Origin of the sequence: Granulicella sp. 5B5 (genome assembly GCF_014083945.1) — a bacterium.
Classification (GTDB): domain Bacteria; phylum Acidobacteriota; class Terriglobia; order Terriglobales; family Acidobacteriaceae; genus Granulicella.
The window spans coordinates 1,467,555-1,483,404 of sequence record NZ_CP046444.1; the positions used below are offsets into that span (position 1 = coordinate 1,467,555).

Genomic DNA, 15,850 nt, shown 5'->3' on the forward strand with positions numbered 1-15,850 from the left:
CTTCACTTATCTAGACGTTCCTGACAGAGCTCTAGACGAAATCTTTGAGCTTCTCGCGCAGCGTTTGATACGCGCGGAAGAGAAGCGACTTGGTCGCAGATTCAGAGAGCTTCAACACCTCGCCGATCTGCTTGTAGTCCATGCCTTCGTACTTGTGCATCAGTACGGCGGTCTTCTGCCGCTCCGGGAGCGCCATCACGTGCTGGCGAATGGCCATCATGCGCTCCCGGCGCAGGATGTTCGCCTCGGCCGACGGCGTCGCATCGGCGACGTCCGGCGTGGTGCCCGTCTCCGCATCCGGCTCATCCAGATAGACGGTTGAGGCGGAGCGTTCGTGGCGTGTATCGCGAGCGTGGTTCACGCCAAGGTTGGTCGCGATGCGGTACAGCCAGGTGCTGAATCGTGCCTCGGCCCTGTAGGTTTCCCGCGAACGGTATACGCGGAGAAAGACCTCCTGAGCAAGCTCTTCCGCCACTGCCTGGTTGTGCACCATGCGATACATAAAGTGCACGATCGGCTTGCGGTACTTCTGCAACAGGACATCAAAAGCGGCCATGTTGCCGGCGCGTAGCTCCAGCATGACCTCGGCATCGGTCAGTAGCGAGAAGTCACCCCGGGCAGCGGCCCGGCGGCGGGCTTCAACCTGCTCCGGCGTAAGGTCTACCGGGACAGGGGGTTCCGCCTGTCTGGCCGGAAGTGCCGAGGGCCGTCCCTCATACTCCAAAGCGCCGGTATGGAGAGCCAGCGTACCCATGTCGTCAAGAACCCCATCTTGTCCGTCAGGTTGCGCGGTAGCCTCTATTTTTTCAGCGCTTTCGGCATACTCCTCAGCGACAAAGACTTCAACCGACCCCTCTTCCTTCACGCTATCGGAGAACGGCACCTCTCCAGTCCTGGCTGGAGTGTCATCCCGATGCCCCTTACCGGGCTTGGGATTGTTCTCCGCGCTGGGTTTACGAGAGGTGGGCATTCTTCGAGATTGTACCTGTTTGCACCTTGATAACCCGCCTGCGAAACGGCCGCTCAACCGAATGCAGACGGATACCGCAGGCTGCCGGTTGGATGGCGCACAGCGCGCAAGGGTGGTATCCTTGAAGCAGTTGGAGCCGTGAGGTGGGATGCGCGGTCGGCCAATGCCCCGGATCATGGGATCGGCCACCTGCCAGCAGATGGAAGAAACCGCCGGATGGGCGCATAACTCAGCGGTAGAGTGCCACCTTCACACGGTGGAAGTCGTAGGTTCGAATCCTGCTGTGCCCACCAAATAAATCGATACCTTATAGAAAATTGGCGCAAGAACGCGATACGCCGAAAGTACGCTGGTTCTATGCAGCGGTCTTTTCGCTCCTTTCTTGCGCTGCCGCCGGGCGATTCATGAGTACATCTACAACCCGGCTCTGTGCGTCGCGCTTCGCCGTCGTGATTGCCCTCGTGTAGACATTCATGGTCGTCTGGAAGTTCGCATGGCGCATCAGGTTCCTGCACCACCTTCACACCTTCGCCATTCCCCTGATAGGAGTGCCGAGTAGGTGTGTCGGAAGTATGCCAGCCAATGCGCCTCTGCGCTTCGTGATCTTCGCCTTTTTTGCAGCAGGCTCCAAGAAACGGGTCAACAGGGTGTTTGCCCATGGAGGCATCTTCCATGCCATCCAGTCACTTGCGAAGATCCCCTCGGCAATGCATCAACCTGAACTTTTGAGACTGCTTCCGGTTCGCCTATCACATTGACTTCATCGGAGCGTTGGCTTCTAGGCACGCTGAACATAGCTGTGCGTTATATCGGCGCTTCATACTATGCAGCATCACCTTTTTATTTCTCTTTCTCATTGCTTTTCAACTGGAGTGATGTATAAAGTTTGCAAGCAAGAACACAAGTCCGTAGATGTTGTATCGGTGCTGCTAAATTCAGGGCACGCTTTCCTCTTCACCTGAGAAGTTGTTTCGCGATGTTGTCGACAGTTTTGTCTTGACCTGTTGCCACAACGCTCGCGACATGAGGAAGTATGAACGGGAATGTCACGTGGCAGGGAACGATTGCGGCCTACTTCGCCGCACCATATTGGGTGCCAGAGCCGAAGCGCACGCAGGTCGCAGATATGTGGCTCGGCTGCATGAGCGGCTATGCTATCCAACTCAACAGCTATGAGAGCGTGCGGCAATGGTCCATCCTCATCTTTCAGTATTTGCATACGAGAGAGATGCCACTGACGCAGGATGTCTCCCAGCAATGGCCTGACGAGGCGTTGGAAGTATTCCGGAAATGGGTCAATGAGGGTTGGCGACTGTCTGATTCAGATCCGTACGATCCTGCAGAGCGCATTCGACCTCCTATAGAGCGCCCAATTGCTGTTCGTATCCGGAGAGACATTGCCTCTCTGAGCCCAGACGAGCTGGATGACTACCGTATGCGGGTCGACGGCGCCTTCGATGTCGCCAATCCAGATTCGAACGCGCCCGGGCAGGTGTTCTTTTCCATTCACGGAAACTGGTGTCTGCACTACCAGGAAGCATTCCTCCTGTGGCATCGCGCTTACCTGATGGCCTTTGAACAACGTATCGGCTGCGCCGTCCCCTACTGGAATTGGTATGCCCAAGACGCGGCGATAGAGAGGAGCCCTAGCTCGGGTCTTCCTCAAGCCTTTCGCGACGAAACGTATCGTCATCCCAAGACCGGAGAACTCCGCCCTAATCCACTTCGTTATGCAGCGGCCAAGGATGGCTGCAGTAAGGCCTGCGTTGGCATGACACCACCGCCACCAACCTCGTGTAAATACGTTCAACGTGATCCCATTTTGTACACGACAGGGGACGACAGGCGAGAAGCGCGTGCCGCCAAGATTGCGCTGACACTGCAGTACCAGCAGCAGGTACAGAAAGCTCTGGGATTTGAGAACTTCAGTTACCCGCAAGGGTATGGAGACCCGTGGGCGAACATCCAGAGTTTCAACCCGCCGCCGCCGAACAGTGAATATCGCTACCGGGATGTCAATTTCGACGGGGCGTATGAGCAGCCGCACGACAACTATCACGGCTGGGTTGGTCCTGATATGGCGGACAACTCCTACACCGCATTCGACCCCGTGTTCTGGTCTTATCACAGCAATATCGATCGCATCTTCGAAATTTGGTTGCGCAGCCACATTGCATCCATGACCGTGACTCCGCTCTTTCCTCTCCGCCCATTTGCTGGGACTCGTGCGGAACGGTTGGAGTTCACTGATCCACGTACGTTTGTGTACACCTGTATCGGCGATCTTGCAAAAGATTCCCGGGCACTCGGCTTCGATTTTGGACCTCCTGCCTATCCCGACTTTGGGACACAAGCTGTCAGCACAAAGCGGCTCTCGGCAACAGGTCTACGAGGCCTGGTAGCGGCCGCGCCCCGGCCAGAGGAGCTGCTTGTTCTCTTCGACGGTGTTCGCTGTACCTTCAACAGCTATGCGGTGGACGTGTTCCTGAATCAGACCGACCCCAGACAGCAGAAGCCAGAAGTCACCAATTCTCACTATTGCGGCCGTATGACCCGGATCAGCATGGGCCAGACGGACAGCAATTCGCGGTGTATCCAGACAGGTATTCGTCGGTTTATGGATGTCACCTCAACGGCCTTGGCACTCGGCATCACGCCGGACTCTCCATTGCCTGTGCTCTCTCTTGTAGTGACCGACCTGACTACTGGAGTTCTCGTGTCGGCTGCGGAACTCGCGACACTTCCCGGCTTCACTGGCCACTTGAGCTGGGTGAAGCTGGGGCAGGCGCAGCAGATTATCCCTTCACCTCCCAGCGCAAATACAGAACGAATGCCTTGTTGTTCGGCGCAGCACTAGTTGCATCATCGAATGCGGTGGTGTCTTTTCCTCCCCTTATTGAGTTGATCAAGGAGTTTTTTCATGCCAAAGTTAGCCAGTTTCTCGACGCCAGCCTTCATCCAGGATCTTGCCGGCCAGCCCGAATTGCAAGACAAGCTCAACGCACTTTGGAACCACAATGTTCAAGCCTTCACCCAGCAGGCCATCTTCGGCAATCCGTGGAACACGCTTTATGCTTCCAACCAAACCTCGTATTACAACCCCACCGAAACAAACATGCCTGTCGGTCAGCTTGCCTCCGCAGTCCCATGGATTCCGTTCCCCAACCGCCTGATGCAGTACTGTGCTCCCGGCCAGACTCCTCCCAATCCCAACAATCTTCCGATGGACGATCTGTATCAACTCGCGGATTTCGGCTCCTATGCAAATGGAAAGACGCCGACATCGTTTCCGCAAATTCCTTCGGTTCTCTGTCCTAATGCAAACTGGAACAGCCCGCTAAAGGCCTATGGCCCCTATGGCCCACGGGGTTGGCTGGATGAGTACTGCGAGTGGAGTGTGACACGCAATGAATCCGGCAAGATTACCCGTATAGATTTTGTCTGTGAGAACCCAGAGTACTGGTATTCGCTCTGGCGCGTCAGTCCGTCGACGGTCGCCCAAATTTACACCGACACGCTCAACTATGGCCTGCCTGCAAACAGCCCCAACATGGTCTCTGTGCAGGAGAGCGACCTCTATCTCTACGATGCGAGCAACAACCCGGTCATCGATCCATCCACTGGGAACCCTGCATACAACCCGCTTAATCGCTGGAACACCGGCACAATCTCCACGCGCGGTAATGGTGTGACGCCGACAGGCGGCGCGATGCACCTGACCAGCACGCCGAACACGCTGCAAACCGAGATGGGTCTTGCCGGCGCTGCTACTGTATTGCGCAAACAAGGGAACGTCAGTTCGCAGGGGCTCATCTGCTGCAGCCAGTATGGGCAGGAGTACCGGAACAGCGATCCAACGATTGGCCAGAGCGTCAACCAGGCTGTAGACACTTCGCCTACACAGAGCATCGTTGCGCTTGCAGATCCTGCTGGGCTGTATATCCAAACTCCAGATTTCTCTGTGTATGCGTTGCCCGACGATCCCAACCTGCCCGCAGGTGCCACCGCTGCGGACTGCTGGCAGATTGTGCGAGGTCAGTCCACGATCGAAGACCCACTGAATCCCGGGACGGATTACCCTGGCAACTTCATCCTTCACGTAGCGTTCCAGTTGCCTGCCGCGTGGATCGAAGCTGGTGTCAGCTTTACGGTTGGCGACATCACCATTCGCACTCCGGGTGCTACCTCTGCCATTACCTATGCCGGACAGATCGCCCAGACCATGCACATCGCATTGTTTGCGCGTCCCATTCCAGCATCGCAACAGGCCAGTGCATACCCTTGCGTGGCCAATCCCAGTACGAACACTGTCCAACCTGTCCAAATGATGTATCAAAACCTCTGGGATGCCTATTATCAGAAACAATTCGACACCCCTACAGGTGTGGAAATGAGTCTCGCCAGCAACACGGTGATCGTCCCCATGCAGGTGAAGCGTGGACAGACTTTTACAGCTGCGATCGTCTGTCTTGACGCAGCTGCCCAAGGCAGCGCGTTACCCACTGTATCCGTTGAGGGAGGAGACTTTGAGTTCACCTCAGTCAGCCTAGGCACGGTAACCTATGCAGCCCCGGGAAACTCCTATCCAAGCTCGTTCCTGCTACTGTCCGTTTCCGGCACGGTCTCGAAGATGGCCGCCACCGGTCTGCGCAACATTGCCATCGCTAACCCTGGGGAAGCGCCCGGTCCGTTCGCTCCGGCGATGCTCTTCGTCTCGTAATGATGAGGTGGAGACCCAAACATGGTCTCCACCTTCTTTTCCATTGTCTTTCTTGATAAGGGGAGCCGGTATGAAACGCCTGCACATTGTTGGATTTTTCTCGTTTCTTCTAGCAGGATTCATTTGCATCGCCATGCTGCAACCCAGCCGCAACGGCGGACAGTATTCCTGGAAGGTCCTACAGGCAGTTGCGGCCGCTACGCAGTCACCTTGTCCCAGCTATACGGCTCTGAGCCCCACCGTCCCCGTTGACATGACTCCTAACAACTCCCAGGCCAACGCGAACTGCTTCGCATGGCAAGAGTTCATCGCGTTGAACTGGGCTGGCAATGTGAGCAACTGCAGCGCCGATACCTCAGCTCAGGGTTCGACCTTCGGCACGCCACTCGACAGCACGCCGAAGGTGTGGGAACTCTACAAGCAGGACACTGAGATCTTCCTTCCAGGCGCAGCTGCGCCCACTGCCTGGTGCAGTCAGAGTGAGCCTGTGCCTGCAAAATTCCGATCGCTGTCTGCTGCCCAGTTGAGCTCAGCGGTCAGTCCGGCTGGCGGTCACCCGAAACTATTGTCCGCAACATCCAAAGACGCCGATGATCCCCAGGTGAAGCTCACACAGTGCGCCCAGGCCGGCGCGTCCGGCCCATGTGGCCAAAGCGGATGGTTGACCGCACAGTCTGGCATCATGGCACTTTATGAGATTCGCGTCAACAAGGACGAGTTCTCCTACATCGATTCACACGGCCTCTACAACGCTGTAACCCAACAGAAGTTCGTTCAGAAGCCTGGTATCAACCTGCCCGACGGCACGGCCCAGGGTTCTACGGGTTCGATCGAGCTGAAAGCTTCCTGGTTGGAACTCGACGATCCAGCAAAGTGGCCGTATTACAAAACTTCAAAAGCGATGGTGATCTACCCGGGGACTACAACTCCTAAGCTCGTCACCGTCGGATTGGTTGGGTTGCACATCATCCACAAAACCCCCCACAGCCCTCAACTCATCTGGGCCACCTTTGAGCATGTCAACAACGCGCCGAGCATAACCGACATCAGCAACAAGAAACTGCTGTCGTGGTACACCTTCTATAACGCCGCCTGCAATCCGCAGACGGACCACTATCAATGTGCCCAAAATGCACAGATCGCTGGATACAGTCCGAGCAGTCCTTATTTCCCCTCATACCCAAGCGATCCATACAGCAGTCCCATTCAGGTCGTACGCCAGAACCCACTCAGCAGCAGCACTACGGATAACATTGTCGCGATCAATTCATGGGCTCAAGGGCTCATTGCCAGCGCAAACCCCAACTCAGTTTTCAAAAACTATGAGCTAGTCGATGTGCTTTGGGCTCAAAACCCGACGCCCATTTCACCAGCAAGCCCAACCCCGCTACCCCTAGGCAATCCTCAACCGAATCCGGACGCGGAGATTGTGGCCAACACCACTCTTGAAACGTATATGCAGAACACGAACACTTGTTTGGGATGTCATATCTACGCTCCGATTGCCAGTACATCCTCTGCAAATAGCCACACCAATCAAGTGCATGCACTCCTGCGCAGACCGGAACTCCCTAGCGGTAGCAGGCAAAAGAGGATGGACGAACCTCTGCTCTCGTCATTCACCAACTATGCCTCCGACTACTCTTTCCTGTTCAGCAGTGCCCAAATGCCGTCCTCCAGGGCAGCGCAAGCTCTCCGCATGCTCAAAGCCTCAGGACCTCAATACAAATAATCCGGACCATACCTCCAGCAGCAGTCAGCGAGTCAACCTACTCTCCGCCGCCACCTGTTTTCGGTACGACGGGGCGTCAGTGCAAAGTGTCCATCGCATGACTGCCGTATCGCAAATATCCATGTCGCATCGCAGCTTTATCCTAGAGGCTGGTTATGGCGTTTGTGCCGAAGTAGAGACTATGCGGGGGGTGCCTCAGGAATAAGACTGCATCAACGCGGACAGCGTCTCCGGCCCCGGACGCACGCGTTCCACCGGGAGCGTAGCCAGCGGCTCATCGACCAGGTTGAGCAGCGTCGTAAAATCTTGCTTCTGCGTGTCGATGTAGAAGACCCCGGTAAGAATCTCTCCGCTCTCGTGGCCTTCCATCAGCAGGTTCAGCGCCTGTGCTTTGCTGGATGGCACATAGTCTTCGTGCAGCTTGCGAAGCCGCAGGTGCGAGCCATCGTGCAGAGCAACGTCGACAGTAGTGTTATGGTCATACTCCACCGCAATCTCCTCGAATACGGGAACGAAGTCTACCTCGCAAACCTCGTCATCATGCTCCTGCATGTACTTGTAGCTCTTCGTCGAGCCCTCGTGATCGTTGAACGTCACGCAAGGTGAGATGACATCGAGCAGCACCGTTCCCCGGTGCGCAATCGCGGCCTTCAGCATCGCGGAGAGCTGTTTCTTGTCGCCGGAAAACGAGCGCCCAACAAACGTCGCGCCCAGCTGGATTGCCAGCGCGCAGATATCGATCGGCGGCAGCTCGTTCACAACGCCGGTCTTCAGCGTGGAGCCAACATCCGCGGTGGCTGAAAACTGTCCCTTGGTCAGCCCATATACGCCATTGTCCTCGACGATGTAGATCATCGGAACATTGCGCCGCAACAGGTGCACAAACTGCCCAACACCAATGGACGCCGTATCGCCATCACCGCTCACACCCAGCGAGCGCATCGTCTTGTTCGCAAGCAGAGCACCCGTCGCAACCGAAGGCATTCGCCCATGCACGGAGTTGAAGCTGAACGACCTCGACATGAAGTACGCCGGCGATTTGGACGAGCAGCCGATGCCGCTCATCTTCATCACGCGCTCCGGCTCAATGCCCATCTCGAAGAACGCTTCGAGAATGCGCTCGGAGATGGCATTGTGGCCACAGCCCGCGCACAGCGTGGTCTTGCCGCCGCGGTAGTCGAGCACCTGCAGGCCAATGCGATTGGTCTTCACAGCTTTGGGAGCAATCGGTGCGGTAGACATTAGCGGGCTCCTTCCAGGATGGCGATGGCATCGGTAACACTGCGCGCATCGAGCGGCAGCCCATTGAAGTGTGTCACCGAACGCAGGCGCGTGATGAGCTCGGGCTCAAGGTCAATCTTCAGTAGCTGCAGCATCTGGGCATCACGGTTCTGCTCCACCACATACACCACGTCATGCTGCGCAATGAAGTCCTCCACATCCTGCGTAAACGGATACGCGCGCAATCGCAGGTAATCGGTGGCGAGACCGCTTTCACGCTGAAGCTGGTCGCGGCTTTCAATCACAGCAAAGTGGCTCGAACCAAATGCGAGAATACCGACACGCTCGCGGCGTGTGCCTTCATGCACAGGCGCTGGCACCAGCAGCTTCGCGGTCTCGAACTTGCGGGCCAGGCGACGCATGTTGTTCACATAATCATCCGGACGCTCTGTGTACTGAGCTTTCTCGTTGTGCCCGCTGCCACGCGTAAAGTACGCAGCAAGCGGATGGTCCGTCCCAGGCAGTGTTCGGTACGGAATCGCATCGCCATCCACATCCTTGTAGCGCGCAAAACCGCCAAGCTCATCCAGCTGCAGCGCGGTCAGCACCTTGCCGCGCTGCATCGGTTTCGCCGGATACTCAAACGGCTCCGACATCCAGTTGTTCATGCCGATATCAAGGTCCGACAGCAGAAACACCGGCGTCTGCAACTGTTCAGCGAGATCGAAGGCTGCAACGCCAAACTCGAAGCACTCCTTCACCGTCGCAGGCAGCAGCATCACATGCTTCGTGTCACCGTGCGAGAGCCCTGCAACAAACGTGAGGTCGCCCTGGCACGTGCGCGTTGGCAGTCCGGTCGAAGGCCCCGTGCGCTGAATATCGAAGATCACGCCCGGCAACTCGGCGTAATACCCCAGCCCCGCAAACTCCGCCATCAGCGAAATCCCCGGCCCGAAGACGCCGTCATCGACCTCGCCCCAGCCCACCCCGCGCCCAGCACCATGCCAATCGCGGCAAGCTCATCCTCCGCCTGCACGATCGCGAAGGTAGCCTTCCCATCCGGCTCCACGCGATGCTTCTTCATGTAGCCAATCAGCTGCTCCACCACCGACGACGACGGCGTAATCGGATACCACGACACAACCGTAACACCGGCAAACATCGCCCCCATTGCAGCGGCGGCGTTGCCGTCGATGATGATCTTCCCCGCCGTGGCATTCATCGCCTCAACACGATACGGATCGCACTTCGTAAGGTTCTCCGTCGCAAACCGGAAGCCCACCTGCACAGCACGCAGGTTCAGCTCCGCGGCCTTCGCCTTCTTGGCAAACTGCTTACCAACCATCGCCTCCACGCTCCCCATATCAATCGAAAGCAACTGTGCGGCAACGCCGACATACACCATGTTCTTGATGAGCTTGCGGACCTTCGGCTCGGCACCGGTCTCCACAGCCAGCTTGTCGAAAGGAACGGCGTAGAACGTAAGATCATGCCGCAGCTCGTTCAGCACGATGGCTTCGTCATAGATCACAGCAGCGTCTGCGGGCAGCGTGCGCACGTCCTCCTGTGCCGTCTCCGGGTTCATCGCGATCAGGATGTCGATGCTCGCCTTGCGCGCCACCCAGCCATCTTTGCTCGCGCGGATCGTGTACCAGGTAGGCAACCCCGCGATATTCGAAGGGAACAGGTTCTTGCCCGAGACAGGCACCCCCATGCGGAAGATGCTGCGCAGCAGCACGTTGTTCGCCGACTGCGAACCGGAGCCATTAACCGTAGCTATCTGGATCGAAAAATCATTGACGATGCTTGTGGGACTCTTGAAATCACTCGATGACGACTGGGCCGGTACAACAAGATCACTGGTTGCCATGGAACAAAGGATTCCCCTCTCCATCCGATCTCTCGGCGCCGTTGGTTTCACATCGCAAACACAGCGGCACATCTCGCCGCCGGAATTGTAGACCTGCCTGCACACCTCCGGCAGTGCCTGCTCGATAACCGGTTAGTGCATAGACAAAAAGGCCCCCGCACCAGCAAGCGGAGGCCTTTCGCGATCCAAATCCTTGCAGCTACTCAGTCGTGGAGGCGGGCGCGGCCCACCCGTGCCCTTCGAAGTACTGCTCCACCTCTTCCAGCGTCTTGCCCTTCGTCTCCGGCAGAAAGAGCGCCGCCGTAATTAGATACACCAGCGTGAATCCGGCAAACAGGTAGAACATCTTCGCGTAGCCGTACTTGCTCACGATCGGCAGAAACACCACCGCCAACGTCGTGGAGACCAGCTGGTTCAGCACCAGCGCAACGCTCATGCCCACCGAGCGGATGCGCGTCGGCATCAACTCCGAGAGCGCAAGCCACACACAAACTCCCGGCCCGGCTGCGTAGAACGCAATAAACGCAAACAGCGCCAGCGCAACCAGCCATCCATGTGCTGCCTGCGGAATCATCCCGATCCGCGCCCGCTCGATATGCAGCGGAGCCGTGCGGGCTGCATTCAGGTCAGCAAACGGGTTCTTGAAAAACGCCTCCACCGCATTCGCAGGGATCGAATCCTGCCGCGTGATGTGGATCGGCAGCGCCGCCGGATCGTCCGAACGCACATACGTTGTCGCCCCCGTAAAGCCGCCGTAGGAGTAGATGACCGCCAGCGAAGCATGCGCCGCCAGGCCGCCATCGTCGTTGTAACCGCTTGCCGAAAGCAGCTTCGCAGCCTCCGACGAATCGAACTTCATCGTCAGGTCATCGCCCTGTGTCACCAGCGTCTGCACGGCGTTGCCAACCTCCAGCGTGTTGCGCTCAGTCTGCCGGAAGAGCAGTGCCGTAACGATCAGCGAGACCATCACGCCGCAAGTCCCAACGACCAGTAGAACGCGCCTGCCGAGCCGGTCGACAAACATCATCCCGACGATCGTCAGCATAAAGTTCACCGCCGTAAACAGCACATAGCCCCAGTGCGCGCCCACATCAGAAAGCCCGCTCTGCAGCAGGATGCTCGTGTTGTACCCAATGATCGAGTTGATGCCAGTCGCCGTATTGCACGCAAGAATCACACACGCCAGCACAAACGGAACAACATACTTGCGCCGCAGTAGGCTGCCTGAGGCCTTCTTCACAGCATCCGGCTGCGTCGCCACGGCGGCCATCTCCGCAAGCTCCAGATATGCAGCTTCCGTGCTGCGTGAACGCAGCAATGCCGCCAGCGCCTTGTCACGCTTGCCACGGCGATACAGCCAGCGCGGCGACTCCGCGACAAACAGGCTGCCAACCGCAAACAATATCCCCGGCGGCAGCGAGAGCCAGAAGATGTGCCGCCACGCGCCGTTCTGCACATTGAACAGGTCCTGCGCATTGCCTGTCGCCGCCGCGGCCTGCACCTGGTAGCTGTAGTACATGCCGATCAGCGCAGCCGCCATAATCCCAAACGTCAGCAGCCACTGAAACACGCCAGTCCCCTTGCCGCGCGTGTTGGAGACCAGGCACTCCGCAAGATACAGCGGTACCAGCACACCGATAAACCCACCGCTGATCCCCTGCAGCAGACGCCCCGTCAGCAGCGCTTCATAGCTATGCGACAGCGCAATCAGCGGAATGCTCACCACAAACACCAGCCCGCTCAGCACCATCATCGGCTTGCGGCCAAGCCAGTCGGCAAACAGTCCCGCAAAGATCGTGGAGATCACACTGCCCAGCAGCACCGCGGCCACAATCGTCGAGAGCTGCCCGGCATCGAAGTGCGAGGTCGCCTGCAGATACGGCAGTGCGCCGCCGATGATGCCCACATCCACGCCATACAGCAGGCCGCCCAGGCCGGCGACACATAACAACAACAGGTTGTACCGGCTGCGGGAGGAGGCGTCGGGAGCAGCAAAACTCGCTTCAGTCATAGAGGACATTATCTACACGAACTCCCTGTTTTGGTTGATTGGGCTTCATTTTCATTCTAAAAATGAGCGTTCAACCTCACGAACGATCAGATAGAAGCCGCAGAGCATTCTCTCGGTACACCTTGCGCAGCACATCCTCCGGCAAGTCAAGCCCATAGATCATCCACCGTCCCTGCCCCGAGGCATGCGTCGGATACTCAAAGTACTCATCCGCCGTCTCCAGGAACCGGTAGTAGAGACGATACATCTCGACCTGCGGCACCAGGTCAGCGCCAAACAGAATTCGATCCGCAAAACGCAGGAAGAACTTGCGCGCCGAGTACGGCTGCCGTCCCAGCTCCGAAGCCCGCGCGCTGATGTCGACCACAACATTCGGGCAGGCATCCAGCATCGCCGAAACCCGCTCCAGGTCCTCACTGTTTTCCGCAATATGCGCGCCCACAAAGGTCGTCTTCGGATGCCGCCGGAACACGCGGTCGCGCTGTTGCAGCAGCTCGTCCTTGCTGTACTGCGCCCCATAAAAACCCCAGTCCGGGTGCGCTGCCAGCTCTTCATACCGCTCGTTGTTCGCGTCAATCGGCAGAAAAAACGCCTCCGGATCGCCGATATGCACCATCACCGGAATCCCTAATTCGCCGCAGCGCTCAAAGATCGGCGCCAGCCGTTCATCGTCCACGCGGATCAGCTCTCCGCTCGCGTCGCGCACCTTCAGGCCAAGGTCCTTCCAGAACTTGAACCCCACGATGCCATGTGCAACAAGCCGCTCCAGCCGCTCGATGCTCAGCCGCACAAAGCCCGCAAAGTCAGCCGAATCGGCACCTGTCCAATCCATCCAGCCAATCGTGGAGAAGCGCTTCGCATCCGCCACGCGATAGCGTTCGATCTGCGCCAGCGCGGCATCGCCCACCATCATCGTGATGTTCACACAGTGCTCAATCCCGCACGCGTCCATCACCTTCAACACCTCTGCCGGCTCCTGCGCATCCAGGTGGTTGTGGTAATCGATCACCGGAAACCGCGGCGTCAGCACCGGGTGCTGTGCCGAGTGCAGCATGCTCACCGGGTGAAACTCGCTGATTGGCAGCGTCACGTTGGCCTTGGCTGTCACCATGGCGATAAATTTGTCCTGTTCGGTCTCCTGCGACATCTTCTGTCCCCTCGCTCGTGGCGCACACATCTTTCTAAGCCATCATAAGAAGGGCTCAGCATTGCAGGCACGCCGTTACAGGTTGCAGAATAAAACGAAATAGAACCTCATATCCATATATTTCGTTTTATTATTTTATTGTTCGACATTTCCTCTGATTGAGGTCCTCCACGATGTCCCGTCTTTCGATTGTGTGTATGGCAGCGTCCCTCTTCGCCTTCGGCCTCATGGTTCCAGCCTCCGCCTCGGCGCAAGGTTCAGCCCGCCAGAACGAAACCACAGTCCACACCGGACCTCTCACCCTACATGTCGATATGCAGGCCGGGCAATTCAAAGGCATCCACCTGCACGACACCATCTCGAACCGCGAGCTAGAGCTCCCGGAAGCGTTCGTACTGGTTTTGAAGGACCACACCGAGCTGCGCTCCTCAGCACTGCACGCAACCCGCATCGCAGATACCCAGAGCGTCATCGACCCGCATCGCGCCCTAAGCGGCAACCAACACCTCACCGTCGCGGAGGACAAATCCTGCTGGAGCTTCGACGCCGCAGCCCAGCACGCAAAGCTCGACTGGTGCCTCATCGCCCGGCCGCACACCGACTACGTCCGCTCCCTGCTCACTATCTCAGCCACAGGCGCCGACCTGCCCATCACCGAAGTCCGCCTGCTCGACTTCACCGACAGCGGCGCGCGTGTCGACGGCACCGTCAAAGGCTCGCCCATCGTCGATGCCAACATGTTCTTCGGCCTCGAGCACCCACTCTCCATCAGCAAGGTCAGCGGCGACGACGCAACCGCCTCCATCTTCCGCGACCTCCCTCTGCGCACCGGCCAGTCCATCACCTACTCCGCGGTTCTCGGGACCACGCAACTCGGCCAGCTGCGCCGCGGCTTCCTCAGCTACATCGAAGCCGAACGTCCGCGCCCCTACGAGCCGTTCCTGCACTACAACTCTTGGTTCGACCTCGGCTATGAGAACCGCTTCGACGAGAAAGGTGCGCTCGATCGTGTGAACGCCTTCGGCCAGGAGCTCGTCATCAAGCGCCACGTCAAGCTTGACTCCTACCTCTTCGACGACGGCTGGGACGACCCAAACACGCTCTGGGGCTTCAACCCCGGCTTCCCGGATGGCTTCACCAAAACCGGCGAAGCGGCCGCAAAATACCACGCCGGCATCGGCGTATGGCTCTCACCCTGGGGCGGCTACGCGGAGCAGAAAAAGGAGCGCATCGCCTACGGCCGCGCACACGGCTACGAGATCCTCAACAACGGCTACGCACTCTCCGGCCCCAAATACTATGACCGCTTCCAGCAAACCTGCCTCAACATGATCGACAAATACCACGTCAATCAGTTCAAATTCGACGGCACCGGCAACGCCGACCGCGTCTTTCCCGGCAGCGCCTTCGACAGCGACTTTGACGCCGCCATCCACCTCATCGAACGCCTGCGCAAGGAAGAGCCTCAGCTCTTCGTCAACCTCACCACCGGAACCACCGCATCTCCCTTCTGGCTCTTCTACGCAGACTCCATCTGGCGCGGCGGCGCGGACAGCAACTTCTCCGGCGTCGGCAGCCAGCGCCAGCGCTGGATCACCTATCGCGACGCCCAGACCTACAAGAACATCGTCCAGCGCGGTCCGCTGTACCCGCTGAACTCGCTCATGCTGCACGGCCTTATCTACGCCAAGCAGGCGAAAGGCCTCTCCACCGATCCCAACAACGACTTCGCCGACGAGGTGCACTCCTACTTCGGCGGCGGCACGCAACTGCAGGAGATGTACATCACGCCCTCGCTCCTCACCCCTGCCAACTGGGACACCCTCGCCGACGCCGCGCGCTGGAGCCGCGAGCACTCTTCAACGCTCAAGGACACGCACTGGGTTGGCGGCGACCCCGACAAACTGCAGGTCTACGGCTGGGCCGCATGGAGCCCGAAGCTCGGCATCCTCACCCTGCGCAACCCCTCGCAACAACCGCAGACCTATACCATCGACGCCGCGACTGCCTTCCAACTCCCCACCCACGCCCCAACACACTACATCGCCCATGCTGTATGGGGTGCCGGCGAAGACTGGCAGCCCGGAACAACACACAAACTGGTTAGCGGCGAGCCTCTGGAAATCAAACTCGCTCCGTTCCAGGTACTAACCATCGAAGCCACACCGAAGCGCTGAAC

At 58.2% G+C, this 15,850-nt stretch carries 10 protein-coding genes and 1 tRNA gene; 5 read left to right on the forward strand and 6 right to left on the reverse strand.

Annotation, left to right across the window (positions count from 1 at the left end):
* Positions 1 to 31: 31 nt before the first annotated feature.
* A complete protein-coding gene (locus GOB94_RS06325; RefSeq protein ID WP_255484285.1) occupies positions 32 to 883 on the reverse strand; it encodes a sigma-70 family RNA polymerase sigma factor in 852 nt (283 codons plus the stop codon).
* Between the two features lie 305 nt (positions 884 to 1,188).
* Between GOB94_RS06325 and GOB94_RS06330 the strand changes: the two genes are divergently transcribed.
* From GOB94_RS06330 to GOB94_RS06345, 4 genes are all read left to right on the forward strand, one after another.
* Positions 1,189 to 1,263, forward strand: a tRNA-Val gene (locus GOB94_RS06330).
* A gap of 740 nt (positions 1,264 to 2,003) precedes the next feature.
* A complete protein-coding gene (locus GOB94_RS06335) occupies positions 2,004 to 3,827 on the forward strand; it encodes a tyrosinase family protein (RefSeq protein ID WP_182278003.1) in 1,824 nt (607 codons plus the stop codon).
* A gap of 63 nt (positions 3,828 to 3,890) precedes the next feature.
* A complete protein-coding gene (locus GOB94_RS06340) occupies positions 3,891 to 5,690 on the forward strand; it encodes a hypothetical protein (protein WP_182278004.1) in 1,800 nt (599 codons plus the stop codon).
* Between the two features lie 70 nt (positions 5,691 to 5,760).
* Positions 5,761 to 7,422, forward strand: a complete 1,662-nt coding sequence (locus GOB94_RS06345; protein ID WP_182278005.1) for a hypothetical protein — start codon at positions 5,761 to 5,763, stop codon at positions 7,420 to 7,422.
* A 195-nt stretch (positions 7,423 to 7,617) separates the two neighbouring features.
* Here the strand turns inward: GOB94_RS06345 and GOB94_RS06350 are convergent, their stop codons facing one another.
* The 5 genes from GOB94_RS06350 to GOB94_RS06365 form a co-directional block, all read right to left on the reverse strand.
* Positions 7,618 to 8,664 carry a 2-oxoacid:ferredoxin oxidoreductase subunit beta gene (locus GOB94_RS06350; protein ID WP_182278006.1) on the reverse strand — a complete coding sequence of 349 codons (1,047 nt, stop codon included), beginning with the start codon at positions 8,662 to 8,664 and terminating at the stop codon, positions 7,618 to 7,620.
* Positions 8,664 to 9,629, reverse strand: a complete 966-nt coding sequence (locus GOB94_RS16815; RefSeq protein WP_255484286.1) for a hypothetical protein — start codon at positions 9,627 to 9,629, stop codon at positions 8,664 to 8,666. The genes GOB94_RS06350 and GOB94_RS16815 overlap by 1 nt, the downstream gene beginning before the upstream one ends.
* The gene (locus GOB94_RS16820; RefSeq protein WP_255484287.1) at positions 9,578 to 10,513 is read right to left on the reverse strand and encodes a 2-oxoacid:acceptor oxidoreductase family protein; all 936 of its coding nucleotides are present in this window, start codon (positions 10,511 to 10,513) and stop codon (positions 9,578 to 9,580) included. Before GOB94_RS16820 ends, GOB94_RS16815 begins: the two co-directional genes overlap by 52 nt.
* Positions 10,514 to 10,712: 199 nt before the next feature.
* The gene (locus tag GOB94_RS06360) at positions 10,713 to 12,533 is read right to left on the reverse strand and encodes an MFS transporter (RefSeq protein WP_255484288.1); all 1,821 of its coding nucleotides are present in this window, start codon (positions 12,531 to 12,533) and stop codon (positions 10,713 to 10,715) included.
* 67 nt (positions 12,534 to 12,600) lie between these two features.
* Positions 12,601 to 13,671 carry an amidohydrolase family protein gene (locus GOB94_RS06365; protein WP_182278008.1) on the reverse strand — a complete coding sequence of 357 codons (1,071 nt, stop codon included), beginning with the start codon at positions 13,669 to 13,671 and terminating at the stop codon, positions 12,601 to 12,603.
* Between the two features lie 173 nt (positions 13,672 to 13,844).
* Here GOB94_RS06365 and GOB94_RS06370 point away from each other — a divergent pair, with 173 nt between their 5' ends.
* Complete coding sequence (locus GOB94_RS06370) at positions 13,845 to 15,848, forward strand: enterotoxin (protein WP_182278009.1); 2,004 nt, start codon at positions 13,845 to 13,847, stop codon at positions 15,846 to 15,848.
* The last annotated feature ends 2 nt before the right edge of the window (positions 15,849 to 15,850 follow it).

Bases quoted from the DNA above. Each gene is read 5' to 3' on its own strand.
- GOB94_RS06345 (WP_182278005.1), top strand. From the start codon at position 5,761: ATGAAACGCCTGCACATTGTTGGATTTTTCTCGTTTCTTCTAGCAGGA.
- GOB94_RS06370 (WP_182278009.1), top strand. From the start codon at position 13,845: ATGTCCCGTCTTTCGATTGTGTGTATGGCAGCGTCCCTCTTCGCCTTC.
- GOB94_RS16820 (WP_255484287.1), bottom strand. From the start codon at position 10,513: ATGGCAACCAGTGATCTTGTTGTACCGGCCCAGTCGTCATCGAGTGAT.
- GOB94_RS06350 (WP_182278006.1), bottom strand. From the start codon at position 8,664: ATGTCTACCGCACCGATTGCTCCCAAAGCTGTGAAGACCAATCGCATT.
- GOB94_RS06365 (WP_182278008.1), bottom strand. From the start codon at position 13,671: ATGTCGCAGGAGACCGAACAGGACAAATTTATCGCCATGGTGACAGCC.
- GOB94_RS06335 (WP_182278003.1), top strand. From the start codon at position 2,004: ATGAACGGGAATGTCACGTGGCAGGGAACGATTGCGGCCTACTTCGCC.
- GOB94_RS06360 (WP_255484288.1), bottom strand. From the start codon at position 12,533: ATGTCCTCTATGACTGAAGCGAGTTTTGCTGCTCCCGACGCCTCCTCC.
- GOB94_RS06340 (WP_182278004.1), top strand. From the start codon at position 3,891: ATGCCAAAGTTAGCCAGTTTCTCGACGCCAGCCTTCATCCAGGATCTT.